The 15,487-nt window shown below is 74.9% G+C and carries 18 protein-coding genes; 3 read left to right on the top strand and 15 right to left on the bottom strand.

The features are described from left to right. Positions 1 to 8: 8 nt before the first annotated feature. Positions 9 to 1,841: a sensor histidine kinase gene (locus Sdagh_RS23830; RefSeq protein WP_226535615.1), complete on the bottom strand. Its 1,833-nt coding sequence runs from the start codon at positions 1,839 to 1,841 to the stop codon at positions 9 to 11. A gap of 360 nt (positions 1,842 to 2,201) precedes the next feature. Next, on the bottom strand, positions 2,202 to 2,279 hold the full coding sequence (locus tag Sdagh_RS37025) for a 50S ribosomal protein bL37 (protein ID WP_370594982.1): 78 nt from the start codon (positions 2,277 to 2,279) through the stop codon (positions 2,202 to 2,204). 399 nt (positions 2,280 to 2,678) lie between these two features. Here Sdagh_RS37025 and Sdagh_RS23825 point away from each other — a divergent pair, with 399 nt between their 5' ends. Then, positions 2,679 to 2,867 carry a hypothetical protein gene (locus Sdagh_RS23825; protein WP_190077073.1) on the top strand — a complete coding sequence of 63 codons (189 nt, stop codon included), beginning with the start codon at positions 2,679 to 2,681 and terminating at the stop codon, positions 2,865 to 2,867. 938 nt (positions 2,868 to 3,805) lie between these two features. Here the strand turns inward: Sdagh_RS23825 and ykgO are convergent. The 7 genes from ykgO to Sdagh_RS36725 form a co-directional block, all read right to left on the bottom strand. Then, on the bottom strand, positions 3,806 to 3,928 hold the full coding sequence (gene ykgO, locus Sdagh_RS23820; protein ID WP_189415765.1) for a type B 50S ribosomal protein L36: 123 nt from the start codon (positions 3,926 to 3,928) through the stop codon (positions 3,806 to 3,808). Between the two features lie 40 nt (positions 3,929 to 3,968). After that, positions 3,969 to 4,229, bottom strand: coding sequence for a type B 50S ribosomal protein L31 (locus Sdagh_RS23815; protein WP_189415764.1), 261 nt, complete (start codon positions 4,227 to 4,229; stop codon positions 3,969 to 3,971). Between the two features lie 92 nt (positions 4,230 to 4,321). After that, on the bottom strand, positions 4,322 to 4,486 hold the full coding sequence (gene rpmG / locus Sdagh_RS23810) for a 50S ribosomal protein L33 (protein ID WP_189415762.1): 165 nt from the start codon (positions 4,484 to 4,486) through the stop codon (positions 4,322 to 4,324). 228 nt (positions 4,487 to 4,714) lie between these two features. Beyond that, positions 4,715 to 5,515 (bottom strand): GvpL/GvpF family gas vesicle protein, encoded by an 801-nt coding sequence (locus Sdagh_RS23805; protein WP_190009496.1) that lies wholly within the window; start codon positions 5,513 to 5,515, stop codon positions 4,715 to 4,717. Beyond that, the gene (locus Sdagh_RS23800; protein ID WP_189415760.1) at positions 5,512 to 5,826 is read right to left on the bottom strand and encodes a gas vesicle protein K; all 315 of its coding nucleotides are present in this window, start codon (positions 5,824 to 5,826) and stop codon (positions 5,512 to 5,514) included. The genes Sdagh_RS23805 and Sdagh_RS23800 overlap by 4 nt, the downstream gene beginning before the upstream one ends. Before the next feature lie 175 nt (positions 5,827 to 6,001). After that, on the bottom strand, positions 6,002 to 6,877 hold the full coding sequence (locus Sdagh_RS23795) for a gas vesicle protein (protein ID WP_226535613.1): 876 nt from the start codon (positions 6,875 to 6,877) through the stop codon (positions 6,002 to 6,004). 34 nt (positions 6,878 to 6,911) lie between these two features. Then, positions 6,912 to 7,388, bottom strand: a complete 477-nt coding sequence (locus Sdagh_RS36725; RefSeq protein WP_308288760.1) for a gas vesicle protein — start codon at positions 7,386 to 7,388, stop codon at positions 6,912 to 6,914. Between the two features lie 359 nt (positions 7,389 to 7,747). Here Sdagh_RS36725 and Sdagh_RS23785 point away from each other — a divergent pair, with 359 nt between their 5' ends. Next, on the top strand, positions 7,748 to 7,984 hold the full coding sequence (locus Sdagh_RS23785) for a DUF6355 family natural product biosynthesis protein (protein ID WP_189416243.1): 237 nt from the start codon (positions 7,748 to 7,750) through the stop codon (positions 7,982 to 7,984). Positions 7,985 to 8,104: 120 nt separating this feature from the next. On the opposite strand, the gene Sdagh_RS23780 is transcribed toward Sdagh_RS23785, so the two are convergent. The 3 genes from Sdagh_RS23780 to Sdagh_RS23770 all read right to left on the bottom strand — a co-directional run bounded on the left by Sdagh_RS23780 (position 8,105) and on the right by Sdagh_RS23770 (position 11,202). Then, positions 8,105 to 8,623, bottom strand: coding sequence for a GNAT family N-acetyltransferase (locus Sdagh_RS23780; protein ID WP_190077074.1), 519 nt, complete (start codon positions 8,621 to 8,623; stop codon positions 8,105 to 8,107). 146 nt (positions 8,624 to 8,769) lie between these two features. Next, positions 8,770 to 10,266 (bottom strand): carboxylesterase/lipase family protein, encoded by a 1,497-nt coding sequence (locus Sdagh_RS23775; RefSeq protein ID WP_190077075.1) that lies wholly within the window; start codon positions 10,264 to 10,266, stop codon positions 8,770 to 8,772. Positions 10,267 to 10,287: 21 nt separating this feature from the next. Then, positions 10,288 to 11,202 carry an MBL fold metallo-hydrolase gene (locus Sdagh_RS23770; protein WP_189415757.1) on the bottom strand — a complete coding sequence of 305 codons (915 nt, stop codon included), beginning with the start codon at positions 11,200 to 11,202 and terminating at the stop codon, positions 10,288 to 10,290. Between the two features lie 132 nt (positions 11,203 to 11,334). On the opposite strand from Sdagh_RS23770, the gene Sdagh_RS23765 reads away from it, so the two are divergent. Further along, positions 11,335 to 12,249 carry a helix-turn-helix domain-containing protein gene (locus Sdagh_RS23765; protein ID WP_190077076.1) on the top strand — a complete coding sequence of 305 codons (915 nt, stop codon included), beginning with the start codon at positions 11,335 to 11,337 and terminating at the stop codon, positions 12,247 to 12,249. On the opposite strand, the gene Sdagh_RS36720 is transcribed toward Sdagh_RS23765, so the two are convergent. The 3 genes from Sdagh_RS36720 to Sdagh_RS23750 form a co-directional block, all read right to left on the bottom strand. Then, complete coding sequence (locus Sdagh_RS36720) at positions 12,170 to 12,646, bottom strand: NUDIX hydrolase (protein ID WP_308288762.1); 477 nt, start codon at positions 12,644 to 12,646, stop codon at positions 12,170 to 12,172. The genes Sdagh_RS23765 and Sdagh_RS36720 overlap by 80 nt on opposite strands. 664 nt (positions 12,647 to 13,310) lie before the next feature. After that, positions 13,311 to 14,504, bottom strand: a complete 1,194-nt coding sequence (locus Sdagh_RS23755) for an MBL fold metallo-hydrolase (protein ID WP_189415752.1) — start codon at positions 14,502 to 14,504, stop codon at positions 13,311 to 13,313. A 186-nt stretch (positions 14,505 to 14,690) separates the two neighbouring features. Further along, positions 14,691 to 15,476: an SGNH/GDSL hydrolase family protein gene (locus tag Sdagh_RS23750; RefSeq protein WP_190077110.1), complete on the bottom strand. Its 786-nt coding sequence runs from the start codon at positions 15,474 to 15,476 to the stop codon at positions 14,691 to 14,693. Positions 15,477 to 15,487 lie beyond the last annotated feature (11 nt).

The following is a 15,487-nucleotide window of genomic DNA, read 5'->3' as shown; positions in this document are numbered from 1 at the left end:
AGGGCTGGTCATCCGGCCGGCGCGCGCCCGTCGGGCCGCCGCGGGAGCGTGGGCGGGTGCGCGGACCGGGCCTCGGTCATACGGATCACGTTCCCGGTGCCCTCGGGCGGGCGGGGCGGCGGGCCGGCGTCCTGTTCGAGAAGCTGCTGGGCCTCGGCGAGGCCGACGCCGCGCTGGAAGGCGGCCATCAGGCCGGGGTCGTGGCCGACGGGCCGGTCGGTGTCCTGGCGGGGCGCGGGCTGCTCGCGCAGTTGCGGCACCAGGTGCTCCTGGGAGCGGCGGCGGGGCAGTCCCGGCTTCTCCATGGTGCCGCGCACGGCGCCGTGGCGCGGGACGGGCGGCTCGGCGGTGTGCTCGGCGACCAGGTGCCGGTCGTCGGGGCGGATGCCGGGCACCGCCTCGGCGATGAGGGGCCGGGACGCCCGGTGGGCACCGCGCACGGGCAGCGGGTCGGGGGCGCCGGGGCGGGCGGCCGGATCGGCCCGGGGCACGGGAGGGGCCGCCGCCGGGGACGGCGGGGGCGCCGGGCCGGTGGCGGGCCGCGCCGGTACGGCGGAGAGGTCACCGCCGGCGGGAGCGGTGGGGCCGGTGGAACCGGCGGGCGGGGCCGGCGCCGGGGCCGCCGCGGTGTCCGGTGCCGTGCCCAGCAGGGCCTGCGGCACGATCAGGACGGCCTGGACACCGCCGTAGATGTTGGTCTGGAGGCGGACGCCGATGCCGTGCCGCTTGGCGAGCTGGGAGACGACGAAGAGTCCGATGCGGCCGTCCGCGAGCAGCCGGGCGACGTTGACCTGGTCGGGGTCGGCGAGCAGGGCGTTCATCCGCTGCTGTTCGGTCACCGGCATGCCGAGCCCGCGGTCCTCGACCTCGACGGCGAGCCCGGCGGTGACCAGGTCGGCGCGCAGCAGCACCTGGGTGTCGGGGGCGGAGAAGACCGTGGCGTTCTCCACGAGTTCGGCCAGCAGGTGGATGACGTCGGCGACGGCGTGGCCGCGCAGCGTGCCGTCGACGGGCGGGACCAGCCGGACCCGTGAGTACTGCTCGACCTCGGCGATGGCCGAGCGCAGCACCTCGGTCATGGGGACGGGGTTGCTCCACTGGCGGCGGGAGACGGCGCCGCCGAGCACGGCGAGGTTCTCGGCGTGGCGGCGGATGCGGGTGGCGAGGTGGTCGACGTGGAAGAGGCCCTTGAGCAGGTCCGGGTCCTCCTGCTCGTTCTCCAGCTCGTCGAGGAGGGAGATCTCCCGGTGCACCAGGGACTGCAGGCGCCGGGCCAGGTTGACGAAGACCTCCAGTTTCTGTTCGCTGCCCGCCTGGCTGGAGAGCCGGGCGGCCCGGACCACGGCGGTGACGGCGCCCTCGTGGGCGCAGGAGAGGTCGGCGGCGAGCAGCTCGAAGTCGTCGGCGTCGTCCGGCGGTCCGCCGCGCGGCTTGCGCGCGGGCGGGGTCTCGCCGCGCCGCAACGTGTCGACCAGGTCGCGCAGTTCGGCCTCGCCGCGGGCGGTGGCGCGGCGCAGCGCGCCGAGCCGTTCGCCCACGGTGCGGGCCGCGCGGTCGGCGGCGACGCCGGCGATGACGACGGCGGCCACGGTCACCGAGGCCGCCCCGGCCAGGACCGCCCAGAGCGCGGGGGCCGGGCGGGCGCCGGCGGACCGGACGGTGAACAGGACGGCCGCGGACGCGCCGAGGGCGACCGCGACGGGCGGCAGCACGGCGAGCCGCAGCAGCTGCGACCGTATCGGGGTCTCGGGCAGCGCGGGATCGGTGCGGGCGGCCGGCCGGCCGTGCCGCCCGCCTTCACGGCGGTCGGCGCGCGCGGCCGGGGCGCGGAGGTGAGACATCGGTGTCCTCGGGTACGGGTCCGTCTTGGGCGGGGTGCTCGCGGGTGGTGCGCCACGCGGGCAGGCGCCATCGCGGTGCCGGCCGAGCGGACCGCGGACCCGGCCCGTGTCGCCCGACGGACACTCACGGTAGTCGCCTGCGCCTCACGCGTGAGAGGCAGTTGGGGAAGTCCCCCGGACTTCGTCCCGCTCTGGTATGAGCCTTCGTACGACAGACCGATAAGCCGGTGAGGCGACCGTTCGAGAGAAGCGGGAGAACGGTCGGAAGCGATCGAGAACAGTCACTGTCGGTTACCTCGTGAGGAGTGCGCAGGGGCGGGCGACCGGGGCCGCCCGCCCCTGTACGCGGAGTGCGCGCCGTCAGCTCTGCGGACGCTTGCCGTGGTTGGCGCCGTTCTTGCGGCGGGACTTCTTCTTGCGGCGTCGCTTCGAGGACATCTGACCCTCCTGATTCCAGTTCGTGTGCTTTTACTCACTGATTACGGATTTGTCGCTTCACGCGACCGGAGGGACCTCTACCCAGGGCGGGCATTTTGCACGCACATGGCTCTGCCGGGCTCTTGACCTCTATATGTTTGCTACCTGCATCAATCGCCGTTCCCCACCGGACCGGCGGCACTCACGGACGAGCAGCGCATCGAATGCGCCGCCCGGGGTCTGCCTCAGAGGCGTCGGACGGCCGGCGCAGGCACTCTTCCGCACCGGTGACTTCGGGCCGAACCGCAGCCAGGTGGCCGTACCGGACGCGCTGGAGGACGGCCCCCGGCGGGTGACCGCGCTCACCGCGCACACGGGCGGCGGCCGGCCACCCTGGAGCGCTCGGCGGCCGACCGGCGCGTGGCCGAGGCGTCCCTGACCCCGGCCGGCCGGGACCTGCTCGAACGGGGGCGCCGGCTGATGGCCGCCGCCCCGCCGCGGGGCCCGGACGCCGGCGTCGACGACTCCGAGCCGGCCGTCGGCGCCGCCCGTGCGGCACCCACCGCTTTGACGAACGCGATGAACGCAAGGGACACGGAGGCCAGTTGAGCAGCCCAGGCACCGCGCCGACGGACACGGCACCGAAGGCGACGCCCTCGGCACCGGCCACGTCTACGCCGGGCCGCCCGGCCGCGCCGGGCCCTGCGGGAACTGGCCGCGCTGGACGAGACCCTGGCCGGATGAGCGGAGCGGTGCGGGCTCGCCGTGCACAGCGCCGCCCCCGGCGAGGCGGCGCGGTCCCCGATGGAGCGCCGGGCACGGGCCCTGGTGGATCAGTGGGCGGTACGGTGCCGGTGCCGGCCCGGCGCGCGCGGGCCGGCACCGCGGCGGGCGTACAGGGACGCCGTACGGGACGGAGCCGCAGTGGGTGCGGGCGTGCGGGAGGGGGAGGCCGTACCTGGGAGGGAGGCCGCACCTGGGAGGGAGGCCGTACGGGACGGGGCCGTGGGCGGGTCGGCCGTGGGCCGTGCGCCGAGGAGCCCCGGGGTCGTCCGGCGGACGCCGGGATGCCGCACGGTGGGATCGTCGTCACCGGAACCGTCCGGTGTCCGCGCACCCCGCCGGGTGTGCCGGACGGGTCACGGTGATCGACGCCCGGGGCAAGCGGGTGGCGGCGGGTCCGTTCCGTTCGGGACGCTACCGCGTCGACGGGGCTGCGGCCCGGCCACCACACGCTGGTCGTGGCGGCGGCCGGACACGCGCCGCACGCGGAGTTCCCGCGCGTGCCGCACACCACCGCGCGGACCGGCCCGGTCCCCCACGACCTGTGGCTCCAGGTGTGTTGTCCCGGCAGGTCGGTGACGCGGCCGGCGGGTGCGCGGCCGTCGATGCCGGTGTGGGACCGGTGGTGGTCGTACCAGTCCAGCCGGTCGGGGAACGCGGCCTGTCGTCCGGTTCACGCCGCAGACGCCGGGCCTGGGCCGGCCGGCCCGGTGACCACGGACGGGCCGGCACCGAGTGGTGCCGGCCCGTCCGCCCGCGCCGCGTCAGCCCTGGCGGGCCTTGTTGCGCGGCTCCTTCTTGTTGATCACGTAGGTGACGCCGCGCCGGCGCACCACCTGGGCGCCCGGCCTGGCCTTCATCGAGCGCAGGGAGTTGCGCACCTTCATCGCGGTCTCCTTCCCGGAGGTGGAACAGGGGCCGGCCGCGTCAGGAGCGGGCCGGGGCGGCGGCGCCGTAGCGCCGCTCGAAGCGCTCCACCCGCCCCGCCGTGTCCACGACGCGCGAGCGGCCGGTGTAGAACGGGTGGCTCGCCGAGGAGATCTCGACGTCGACCACCGGATAGGTGGCTCCGTCCGCCCATTCGACGGTCTCGTGCGCGTCGAGCGTGGAACGGGTGAGCAGCTGGAACCCCGCGGTGCGGTCGCGGAAGACGACCGGGCGGGAGACGGGGTGGATACCGGACCTCATGGGACGAGCTCCTTCCTGAGACCTCCGCCGTGCGGACGGCGGAGTGCTGCGCGAGGGGGGCGGGCGGTGGAAACGGGCGCGCGCGGGGTGCCTCAGCGCGCCTCGCGGAAGAGGACGTGCCCGCCGACGACCGGGTCGTACTTGCGCAGGACCAGCCGGTCGGGGTCGTTCAGACGGTTCTTGCGGGTCACATAGGTGACACCGGTGCCGGCCGTGGACGTCAGCCTGACGACCGGACGCGTGGTGCCGCGTGCCATGGGGTGCTCCTTACGCCTCCGCCCGAGTCGATTGACTCGGACATGTCATACATGCGGTGCAACGCCGGCGCCGGGTCCCGCATTCCCGGCGGGGGGATCACAGCGGGTCCGGCGTCCACGCGGTGGCCGCGCGGGCGGTGGGCGGCTCCCGGTCCCGCGGAGCCCTTCCCGCCGATCACGACTGCACCAACGCGGTGGCCCGCCCCCGCATTCCCGCCTCCCCAGGCGTCAGGACACCGCGTTCTCCGTCTGCTCCCGCGGCCGGATCTCGGCGAATGAGTACGGCGGCCAGGGCCCGAGGAAGCGGATGCGCAGGGCGGGCCGACGGGCCTGCGCTTCGCTGAGGACCAGGCCGACGGCGTCGACGTCCTCCTGCCTGACCAGCAGGGACGCGGACAGCACGGCGGTCTCGTCGGCGCCCCCGGTCGTCCCCCGGTCGCGGAGGTCCTCGGCGACGGAGAGCAGCCGGCGGCGGAGGTCCGCGTGCAGGGTGTCGGCGAGCCGGCCGGCCGCGTTCTTCTCGCGCTGCTCGCGCTGCTTGGCCAGCAGCCGCCGCATGCCGGGTGACAACCGGGTCTCGTCCCCGGCCTCCGCCGGGCCCGCCTGACCGGCGACGGCCGCGCGGTCCAGGGCGATCTCCACCCGCAGCTCACACCGCCCGGCGAGGGCCCGCAGCTGGTTCTCGACGTCGTCCGCCTGTTCCCTGATCCACTCCCCCAGGCGCTGCTCGGCGCTCCGGCCGGTCGCGGGGTCGTCGGCGACCAGGACGTTGAAGGTCATCGGCAGCAGGCTGCCGGTGCGCTCCCACACCGTGGTGACCGCCTCGCTCTGCTGGGCCACCCAGCGGCGGACCCGGTCGTCGTCGCCCTGGAAGGGCTCCGGCGCCGCGTCGTGCACCAGCGCGGTGACGCCGGTGCCGGGGACGGCCACCAGGCGCAGCGGGCGCCCGTCGAGTCCGGTGACGCCGTCGGCGGCGTCCGGCCGACCGGGGAGCAGGGCGTACACGTAGAGCGCGGTGTGCTGCGTCATCGGCCGGCCTCCTCCGCCCAGCGGCTCGGGTTGACCAGCTTGTCCACGACGTCGTCGACCACGTCGTCCAGCCCGCGGTGCAGGTCGGCGACGGAGCCGACGATGCCGTGGTCCTCCTTGATCTGCTCCATCGCCTCGTCCAGGTCGAGCAGGGCCTCGGCGAGGCGTTCGGCCTCCTCCGGGGTCAGGTCGCCGCCCTCGATGCGGCGCATCGCCTGACGGTCCAGGGCCTCCTGGATGACCTCGACCAAGGTGACCACGAGGGACAGCACCCCGTGCTTGAGGCTCTTCTCGTCGACGGTCAGCGGCATGTCGTCCTCGCCTTCTCCTCCTGTTGCCGTACGACCCGTTCTTCCGTGGCGGCGCGCGACGGGACCCTGTCCGCGCCGCTCGACGCTTCTCTCCCACCGGCACCCGGCCGGTCTCCCCCAGCGGCGCTCATCCGGTCCCTCCCCGCGGCGCTCATCCGGTCCCTCCCCGTGGCGCTCATCCGGCCGCCGCCACGGGACGGGCGGACTCCAGCCACCGGACCCACCGGGCCGGGTCGTCGGCGGCGACCCGGAGTTCGTCGCCGGCGCCGGTGCGCAGCACCAGCACGCTCCCCTCCCCGGCGGGGCCGTACCCGGGCGCCCGGCCCACCTCGGCCAGGTCCGTGAGGGGCAGCACCAGCGCGGGCCGGGCGTCCACGGGCGACTTCCACGTCAGCCGGCTCGCGGTGAGCCGTGCCCGGCCGCCCCGCCACAACGGCCCCGACCTGCGCGGTTCCTCGTACCACAGGTGCCCTTCGGCGACCGCAGGCTCCTCGCCTGCGGCGGCGCCGGGCGCGAGGCGTCCGGCGCCGGACCGGGAGAGCAGGTCGTGCAGGGTCTCGGGCTCCCTGGCCGAGAGCAGTTCGCGCCGCCCGTCCGCCAGCGCCACCTCCAGCCGCAGCCGCTCCTCGCCGCCGACCGTCCGCTCCGGTTTCAGCCGCACCTGCCGTACGGCGTCCAGCTCGGCCTGCCACAGGATCTCCCGGGGCTCGTCGCGCAGCACGACGAGGCGCTGGTCGGTGAGGTAGACCGTGCCGGGCCGCCAGCCGTGGTAGACGCCGCCGGTCAGCAGGTGGCCGCCGGCCATCCTGCTCAGGACCCGCTCGCCCTCACGCAGGTCGAGGGCGCGGCGGGCGACGGAACGCTCCGCCCAGGCGCGGGTGGCCTCGTCCCAGTGCCGCATCATGCCGTACTCCAGCATCGTCTCCATCCCCGCGACGGCCGCGCGGACGGAGACGCCGATCAGGGGGATGTCGGCGACGGCGACGATGAGGTCGAGGTGCAGGACCGCGCCCTTGTTGAGCAGGACCTCCACCAGGTCGTCCAGGGTCACCCGCGGCTCCCGGGTGGGCCGCATCGGGGACCGGTCACTCACCACGCGGCTCGGCCTCCCGTCCGGCTGGGGCTTCCTCGCGTACGGGCTCCCCGGAACTGTCCGGCCCGGCCTCCCCCTCGCCCTGACGGCCCGTCAGGGCGGGAGGCTCGGAACCGCTCTCCCGCAACCGCGCCTGGGCGCTGCGCCAGCCGCACCAGGGGCACCACTGGTCGAGCAACTGCTCGACGGGCGCCCGCTTTCCGCAGGACGGGCAGGTCTCCTTCTCCTCCCGGGTCTCACGCCACGCGGCGGTCTCCGTGTCCGTGCCCGAGGGGAACTCCAGTCCGTAGCGGGCCGCCGTCTCGAACGAGGCGAGGGCCGCGCGCAACCGGATGCCCAGCAGTTCGACCCCGGCGACCGAGACCATGATGTCGGCGTTCAGCACCAGGCCCTTGTCCAGCAGCGTTTCCACCACGTGCGCGAGGCTTCCCTCGCCGTCCCGCCGTGGCTGCATGGGGGACGCGCTCACCGCCGGCACCGTGGCGGGGAACCCGCCCTCACTGGGCGTGGCTCTTCCAAAACTGCTCATTCCAGCCGCTTAACCGGTCTCGCGCGGTTCACACCCGCACGGCACGAAGCGCCGGGCCGTCCCCGGTGCCCCAGGGCGCCGCACCCCTGAGGGCATTTCTACCTATCCGGGTGAACGTATCCCGTTTGCCCCTGCGGACCGGGGCCGGGCTGCGAAGGTCGGAACCGACGTCCGGTACGGGACCGCTCCACGTTCACGTCCCGGTGTCGCCGTCCCGTTCCTGACCCGTTCAAGGAGTCCTTGTGCGCATCCGCCACCGTGTGACCAGCACCGTCGCCTCCGCCGCCGCCCTCGCGGCCATGTCCCTCGGCGTCGTGGCCGTCACCGCGACCCCCTCGGCCGCCGACCCGTGCGGCTTCTACGAGACGAGCGCCGACGCCTACTACAACCACTGCACCTCGGACGGCTCCCGCGTCGTCATCAAGGTCCGGGTCGCCGGCGCATCCGACTACGAGCGCTGTGTCGGCCCCGGCCGGACCTGGCTCGGCTCGGCCTCCAAGATCCAGGGCGCCCACTACGTCGGCCGCACCTGCTGACGCGCACCGCGACACCGACGACACCGGGCGCGGACGGGGCCTCCCTCCGCGCCGAGGTGTCCTGGACGGGCCCCTGCCGCACCCGCGCCGGTACCGGCGAAGACCCGCTCGTCGTCGACGTCATGGTCGGCTGTCCCGGTGCCATCGGATCTCGCCGTCGTGCCAGGCGTCGGTGGGCGTGAGCCCGGCGGCGGTGGCGACGGCGGCGGAGGCCCGATGGCCTGGACGGATGTGGGCGATGACGCTGCGCACCGGCTGCCGGCCGAGCCAGTCGACGAGTCCGCGGGCCGCTTCGGTGGCGATGCCCCGCCCTTGCCACGGGGTCCCCACCACCCAGGCGACCTCGGCGACGGGCCCGTCGTCGGAGGGGGTGACCGTCGCCTGGACGGTGCCCGTCAGGCAGGACTCCGCGCGGAGCCGTACGACCCAGTTCAGCCAGGTGACGGCCGGGTCGGGAGAGCCCGCGGTCATGCGCCGGTAGCGCGAGCGCAGGGCCTGCGGGGTGTCCGGAGTGCCGCCGGTGAAGCGGTGCAGGGCCGGGTCGGAGAGCACCGCGGCCATCTCCGCCGCGTGTCCGACGCGCAGCGGCAGCAGATCCAGCCGCCCGGTGCTGATGCCCTGGGCCACGACCGTGTTCATGCCGCCACCGCCTCGGGGGTTCGGCGCACCGGCATCGTCGGCACGGTGTGCCTCCTTCCGTCCGGAACCGCCCTGACCGGCCGAGTGGGTGAGTGGCAAGACCGGACGGCGACACCGTACTCCCCTCGGTGGCGGCGGGGCGGTCATCAGTTCCAGGCCCGTCGTTCCCGGCTGCGCGGATCGTCGATCGGGGTCCACTCGGCGCCGATGCGCATCGTGGTCCTGCGGTCGGTGTCGTACGGGTCCCAGCCGGGGTCGCCGGTGGCGGCGAACCGGACCCAGGCGCCGTGCACGCGGCCCGCGAGATCGGCCGGGGGCCGGCCGGGGCCGAGCAGGGCGGCGGGGCCGAACAGCCGCGGCAGGTGCGCGAGATCGAAGACGAAGGGCAGCTCGACCCCGTGGGCGGCGCCGAGTTCGCCGTCCAGTGCCCGTGAGCGCCAGGCGAACTCGTACGCGTAGGTCCCGGACCCGGGGTGGGCGGCGTGGGCGGCGGCCAGGGCGCGGGTGCCCGCGCCGAACAGGGCGTCGCCCAGGATGGCGGAGCGCAGCTCGCCGTCGGACGCCCCGGGACGGGTCGTCCGGTACGTCCGGACGAGCCGCGCGGGGTCCGGGTGCGCGCGCGCCGCCGTGTCGTCCACGTCCTCGGCGGTCGAGGAGGCGTACCGGTCCACGGGGACCAGGTAGAGACGGCCCTCCTCGGTGGTGGTCCCGATGAGCAGGTCGACGTCGGAGCCGTGTCCGGCGGCGACGGCTTCGGCGGGCTGGGTGTCCAGGACCAGGCCGAAAGGGCTGAGGCCGAGCAGCGGGTCGTGGTGGGTGGCGGTCCGCAGGTCGATGCCGGCGAGCCGGGCGGCAGCCCACACCAGACGCTCGTCGGGGATGTCCGCGAAAGCGCCGGCGTGCGGCGCGACGCCCAGCAGCTCGGCGGCGGCGGTGGTGACGCGGGCGGCCTGCTCGGTGGTGAACGCGCCCCTGCCGTTCCCGCTCTGCACGATCGCCCTGCGGAACAGTCCGGCGGCCTCGGGCCGGGCGAGGGCGCCCCCGACGAGGGTGGCTCCGGCCGACTGGCCGAACAGCGTGACGTTGTCCGGGTCGCCGCCGAAGCCGGCGATGTTCTCCCGGACCCAGCGCAGCGCCCCGAGGACGTCGAGCAGTCCCCGGTTGGCGGGCGCCCCGGGCAGGTCGAGGAAACCGGCGATGCCGAGCCGGTAGTTGAGCGTGACGAGGACCACGCCGTCGCGGGCGAAGGCGGACCCGTCGTACAGCGCGGAGCGTGTCGAACCGGCGACGAAGCCGCCGCCGTGCACGAACACCATGACCGGCAGGCCGCCGCGCCCCGTGGAAGGCGTCCGGACATCGACGGTGAGATAGTCCTCGCCACGGCTCCAGCCGGTGCCGAAGTAGGGGGTCATGTCGAGGACGCCCAGCCTGCGTTCGGACTGCGGCGCGTTGGGCCCGGGGACCGTGGCGTCCCGTACGCCGTCCCAAGGGTCGTGCGGCCGGGGCGGGGCGAACCGGCCGGCCCCGCGGGGCGGGGCGGCGTAGGGGATGCCGAGGAAGACGGCGGTGCCGTCGTCCTGGCGCAGGCCGCGGACGGCTCCCTGCGCGGTGGTCACGACGGGTGCGGGGTGGTGGTGGTTCATCGGTCGGGCCTTTCCGCGGTGTCAGTGCTGCTCGGTGTACGGGGTGAAGGGCGCCCAGTCCTTGACGGCGAAGGCGTTTCCGTCGCGTACGACCTCGGCGGCGCCGTGGCCGCCCAGGTGGGCCGGGAAGACGAGGGCGTGGGTGTCGGCGGCCCGGCCCAGCACCTCGCGGCGGGTGGCACGGGCTTCGGCGGGGTCCTCGCAGAAGCAGCTGTTGACGTCCGGCTCCAGGATCTGTACGGGGCTGTGCAGCAGGTCGCCGACGAACACCGCGCGGTCCGTGCCGGAGGTGAGGGTGAGCACGGAGGAGCCGGGGGTGTGCCCGGGGGCCGCGTCCAGGCGCAGGTTCGCGTCGATCCGGTGGCTGCCCTCCCACAGCCGGGTCAGGCCGGCCCGGTGGACGGGGGCCACGCTGTCCTCGAAGACGTTCTGGTTGCCGCGGCCGAGGAGTGGCCGGTGGCCGTTCCCGGGATTCCAGAAGTCGAAGTCGTCCTTGGGCATCAGGTAGGTGGCGTTGGGGAAGGTGGGGACCCACTGCCGACCGTCCAGGTACGTGTTCCAGCCGACGTGGTCGACGTGGAGGTGCGTGTTGATCACGATGTCCACGTCCTCGGGCCGGACACCGGCGCGGGCGAGGCCGGCCAGGAAGTCCGTCTCCAGGTGGCTCCAGACCGGGGCGTAGGGGCGCTCCTTGTGGTTGCCCACGCCGGTGTCGACGAGGATCGTCCTGCCCTCGCTGCGCAGCAGCCAGGTCTGGATCGCGGAATGGACGATGCCGGTCCCGGCGTCCAGGAAGTGCGGGGCCAGCCAGTCGCGGCCGGCTTCCCATACGTCCTTCGAGCTGTCCGGGAAGAAGGTCCCGGGTGTCATGCCGACGGGACCGAAGTACTCCCGTACCCGGGTGACGGAGACGTCACCGAGGATGATCTGTTCCATGAGTGTCTGTCCTTCCTCGGATTACTCGGGGCCTCCCACCCCACCGGGGACGCGGGCGCGGAACCAGACCCGCCCTTGCCTGTCCACGACTGGGGCAGGCTGGGCGCCGCGGGGCGGCCCATACTCGGAGCCATGGACGGAAAGACGCAGCTCGGAGACTTCCTGCACACGCGGCGCTCGCGACTGCGCCCGGAGGACGTCGGCGTACCCACCTACGGGGAGCGCCGGCGCGTCCCGGGGCTGCGGCGCGAGGAACTGGCCCTGCTCGCGGGAGTGAGCACGTCCTACTACACGCGGCTGGAACAGGGGCAGTCGCCCAGCGCGTCGCCCGAGGTGCTGGACGCGATCGCCGGGGCGCTGCGGCTGGACGAGTCCGAGCGGCGGTACCTGCACGACCTGGCCCGTGCGGGCAGGCGGCGCACCCCGGGCAGGCGTCCGGCGCCGGAACGGGTGCCGGACGCCACCCGCCAGCTCCTGGACGTACTGGGCCACGTGCCCGCGATCGTGCTCGGCCGGCGCACCGACGTACTGGCGTGGAACCGGCCGGGCCACGCGCTGTTCGCCGGGCACCTGGACTTCGCCGCCCCAGGCCGGCCGGCGCAGCGGCCCGCCATGGCCCGGCTGGTGTTCCTCGACGGCCACGTCCGTGACCTGTACGCGGACTGGCCGGGCAAGGCCAGGGCCATGGTCGGCCATCTGCGCGTGGTCGCGGCCCAGCACCCGGAGGACGCGGCACTCCACGCGCTCCTGGGCGAACTCTCCGCCAAAAGCGCCGAATTCGCCTCGATGTGGGCCGACCACCGGGTCAGGGCCTGCGCCGACGGCACCTACGAGATGCGCCATCCGCTGGTCGGGCCGCTGACCGTCACCCAGCAGACCCTGAGCAGCGCACGAGGCCCCTCGGTCGTGGTCGCCACCACAGAGCCGGACTCACCGTCCGCAACCGCGCTCGCCCTGCTCGCCCAGGTCACGGGCGGGAGCGCCGCGCGCGGCGACCGGCCCTACGTCGCGGGCCGGCGGGCCCGGGCCCACGCCGAGGGAGACTGACCCCGCTTCCGGGGGCCGTGGTCGTGGCGTAGGGCGTGAAGTGGGCCGGGGGGTCGACGGGGAGGCCGGGGCGCCAGGCGGTGGGGACCTGGGCGCTGCACTCGTAGAGGCCGCCCGGCAGCCGGTGGAGGGGGTACCAAGCCCAGTCCCCGACGCTCTCACCCGGCCGCGTGGCGGGCCGGCCCCGCCAGATGCTGACCACGGCGCCGACGGTGACCCGTACGACGTCCTCGACGTGGCCGGCGAGCGTGCCCAGGAGCCGGACCTCGTCGGGACGCGCGGACAGGCCGGTCTCCTCGGCCAGTCCGCGGACCCCGGTCTCTCGCGGGGATTCCCCGGCCTCCACGGTCCCGCCGGGAAGTTCGAGGATGCCGCGGCGGTGACGGCCGAGGAGCACGCGGTGACCGGCGTCCCGGGTGTCGAGGACGATCACACCGACGCCGACGGCCGCGTGCGGTGTCGGGGGCCGGGTGGTGCGGGGCCGGCCGGCAAGGCGTGCGCGGGGCGGCCGGGCGGCGGGCTCGGAGGAACTGCTGCCCGACCGGCGCGTTCTCCTCGGGCTCCTCGGGGTGGTGCAGGAGTTCGACGACCTCGGCGTCGAAGCCGTACGTGGTGCGCAGTTCCGTCCACACCTCGGGGGCCAGCACCCACATCCGGGTCGTCAGGGGCGGGTCTTCCTACCGGCGTGGGCGCTGGTGGCGCGTTCGTGCTGGGTGGGTGACAGCTCGACGGCCGTGACGCGGGCGCCGTGGACGCGGGAGAGGTGGACGCGGGAGAGGTGGGCCGCGTGATGGCCGGTTCCGGAGCCGATGTCCAGGACGCGCCTGCCGGTGATGTCACCGAGGATCTCCGGGCCAGGGCCGGCCCCCTTCCAGGGCGTCCACTCCAGACGGTCGGGGACGGGGCGTCCCCGGCTCGGCGGCCGGCCCCGGGATCTCCGACCATCACGGGTACGTCGGACTCGCCACGGTGGACGGCGGGTTGCCGCCAGGACGCGCCGCGGGCGGCGCGTCCTGGTCAGGGGGCGCCGGTCCCAGGTCCTCCTGCCGGCAGTCCGTCCGTCACCGCTCGCCCGCGAGGTCGAGATCCCCCTTGCTCGTGCCGGCCATGCTCTCCGCGATGCCGGGCCGCCGCCACGGACGCGCGAGCGGGCCGGACACCGCCCGCCACCACGGCTCCACCGGCAGCTCCCCCGTCGGCTCGAACGGCTCGCCCGGCCGTGGGAAGGCCACCGCCTGGCCCTCCTCCTCGGCCGCGTCCTTCATCCACTCCCCCGGCTCCGCCCACGCGTGCGGCGCCAGGTTGAACGTGCCCCAGTGGATGGGCAGCAGGGCACCGCCCGGCCGGCCGCCCTGGAGGTCGAGGTGGGCGCGGACGCCCTCCTCTGGGGTCATGTGGATGTCGGGCCAGAACTCCGAGTACGCGCCCACCTGGATCATCGTGGCGTCGAACGGGCCGTGCGCGGCGCCGATCTCCTGGAAGCCGGTGAAGTAGCCGGTGTCGCCGCTGTGGTAGACGCGGTGGTCCGGGCCGGCGGCCACCCAGGAGGCCCAGAGGGTGTGCTGGGTGTTGCGCAGGGCCCGGCCGCAGAAGTGGCGGGCGGGTGTGGCGGTCAGGGTGAGGCCGCCGACCTTCGTCTCCTCGTGCCAGTCCAGCTCGCGCATCCGGTCCGCGGGCACTCCCCAGCGCTCCAAGTGGGCGCCGACGCCGAGGGGCACGGCGAAGAGGGTGTCCGTGCCTGCCAGGGCCTTGATGGTGGGCAGGTCCAGGTGGTCGTAGTGGTCGTGGGAGATGACGACGACGTCGACCGGGCCGAGGGCGGCCAGCGGCAGCGGCACCGGGTGCAGTCGCCTGGGGCCGGCGAAGGGGAACGGGGAGCAGCGCTCGCCCCACACCGGGTCGAACAGCACCCGCTGTCCGTCTATCTCGGCCAGCACACTGGAGTGTCCGGCCCAGGTCAGACGGAGGCCGGTGGCCGGCGGGCGGGCCAGGTCGGCGACGGTGGTGGGGTGGACGGGGATCGGCGCGGCGGGAGCCCGGAGGGTCCGTGCCGCACGGTCGAGGTAGTTCTTGGCGAACTGCGCCGTCGAGCCGGAGGGCCGGGTGCGGGCGGGGCCTCCCGGGTTCTGGAAGACGCCGTCCGCGAAGTGCGGGGATCTGCGGATGCGCGCCATGCGCTCGCCGCTCGGGTCCGCGCCGAACGCTTCGGGCCGCAGCGCGTACAGCCCTGAGCTGCGGGAACGGAAACCGGCCACGGTACCTCCAGGTGGAGTAGGACAGACCTTCATTATGGTCGTCCGGTGTGACAGCGGTCTCCGCCGCCGGTCGTCCGGCCGACACCGCCCCGGAGGGCCTCCCGGGCAGCGGCCGGCGCGGGCCGCCCCGGGGAACTCACCCGCGCACAAGGCCCCAGGAGTCCCCCTGAGGCCCACGGGAACGCCTCAGGCGACCGGCGCGATCCGCATCCTGATGTCGTCCGCCGACAGCGTCCCCTTGGCCATCACATGGTCGCCGGAGGACTCACCGCGCAGCCGGCGCCCGATCCACGGCACCAGGTGCTCCCGCGCCCACTGCACGTCGTCCCGGCGGATGTCGAAGGTGCCGCGCGGCGGCAGCGGCGGCCAGGGCTGCTCGGGGTCGGCCGGCACCGGCAGGCCGAGGGCCTGTCCGGCGCGCAGCGCCACGCGCGTGTGCCCCTCGGGCGAGAGGTGCAGCCGGTCGGTGTCCCAGGCCCGGCGGTCCTGCACGCTGCGCAGCGACCACAGGTCGAGCACCGGGCAGCCGTAGCGGTCGGCGACGGCCCGCACATGCCCGTTGTACGTGGCGATCTTGCCGCGCAGGTGTTTCAGCACGGGCACCCGCCGGGTGTCGAAGCCGGTCGTCACCAGGACCGTGCCAGCCGCCGCGGCGAGCGCCGCCACCGCCCGCTCGAACCGCTCCGCCACCTCGTCCGGATCGGTGCCGGGCCGGATGATGTCGTTGCCGCCCGCACAGAAGGAGACCAGGTCCGGTTTGAGGCCGACGGCCTGGGGCACCTGGTCTGCCACGATCTGGTCGAGCAGCTTTCCGCGTACGGCGAGGTTGGTGTACGTGAAGTCGCCCTCGGGCCGCCGGTCCGCGAGCAGGACGGCGAGGCGGTCGGCCCAGCCGACGAACGCCCCGTCGGGGCCGGGGTCACCGACACCTTCGGTGAAGCTGTCACCCACGGCCACGTACGACCCGATCACTGCTCTCTCGT

It is taken from the genome of Streptomyces daghestanicus, assembly GCF_020521275.1.
Lineage (GTDB): Bacteria > Actinomycetota > Actinomycetes > Streptomycetales > Streptomycetaceae > Streptomyces > Streptomyces griseoviridis.
The sequence above is the reverse complement of the archived record's forward strand: the minus strand, read 5'-3'. Positions and strand labels throughout refer to the sequence as shown.

Bases quoted from the DNA above. Each gene is read 5' to 3' on its own strand.
- Sdagh_RS23830 (WP_226535615.1), bottom strand. From the start codon at position 1,841: ATGTCTCACCTCCGCGCCCCGGCCGCGCGCGCCGACCGCCGTGAAGGC.
- Sdagh_RS37025 (WP_370594982.1), bottom strand. From the start codon at position 2,279: ATGTCCTCGAAGCGACGCCGCAAGAAGAAGTCCCGCCGCAAGAACGGC.
- ykgO (WP_189415765.1), bottom strand. From the start codon at position 3,928: ATGAAGGTGCGCAACTCCCTGCGCTCGATGAAGGCCAGGCCGGGCGCC.
- Sdagh_RS23815 (WP_189415764.1), bottom strand. From the start codon at position 4,229: ATGAGGTCCGGTATCCACCCCGTCTCCCGCCCGGTCGTCTTCCGCGAC.
- rpmG (WP_189415762.1), bottom strand. From the start codon at position 4,486: ATGGCACGCGGCACCACGCGTCCGGTCGTCAGGCTGACGTCCACGGCC.
- Sdagh_RS23805 (WP_190009496.1), bottom strand. From the start codon at position 5,515: ATGACGCAGCACACCGCGCTCTACGTGTACGCCCTGCTCCCCGGTCGG.
- Sdagh_RS23800 (WP_189415760.1), bottom strand. From the start codon at position 5,826: ATGCCGCTGACCGTCGACGAGAAGAGCCTCAAGCACGGGGTGCTGTCC.
- Sdagh_RS23785 (WP_189416243.1), top strand. From the start codon at position 7,748: ATGTCCCTCGGCGTCGTGGCCGTCACCGCGACCCCCTCGGCCGCCGAC.
- Sdagh_RS23780 (WP_190077074.1), bottom strand. From the start codon at position 8,623: ATGAACACGGTCGTGGCCCAGGGCATCAGCACCGGGCGGCTGGATCTG.
- Sdagh_RS23775 (WP_190077075.1), bottom strand. From the start codon at position 10,266: ATGAACCACCACCACCCCGCACCCGTCGTGACCACCGCGCAGGGAGCC.
- Sdagh_RS23770 (WP_189415757.1), bottom strand. From the start codon at position 11,202: ATGGAACAGATCATCCTCGGTGACGTCTCCGTCACCCGGGTACGGGAG.
- Sdagh_RS23765 (WP_190077076.1), top strand. From the start codon at position 11,335: ATGGACGGAAAGACGCAGCTCGGAGACTTCCTGCACACGCGGCGCTCG.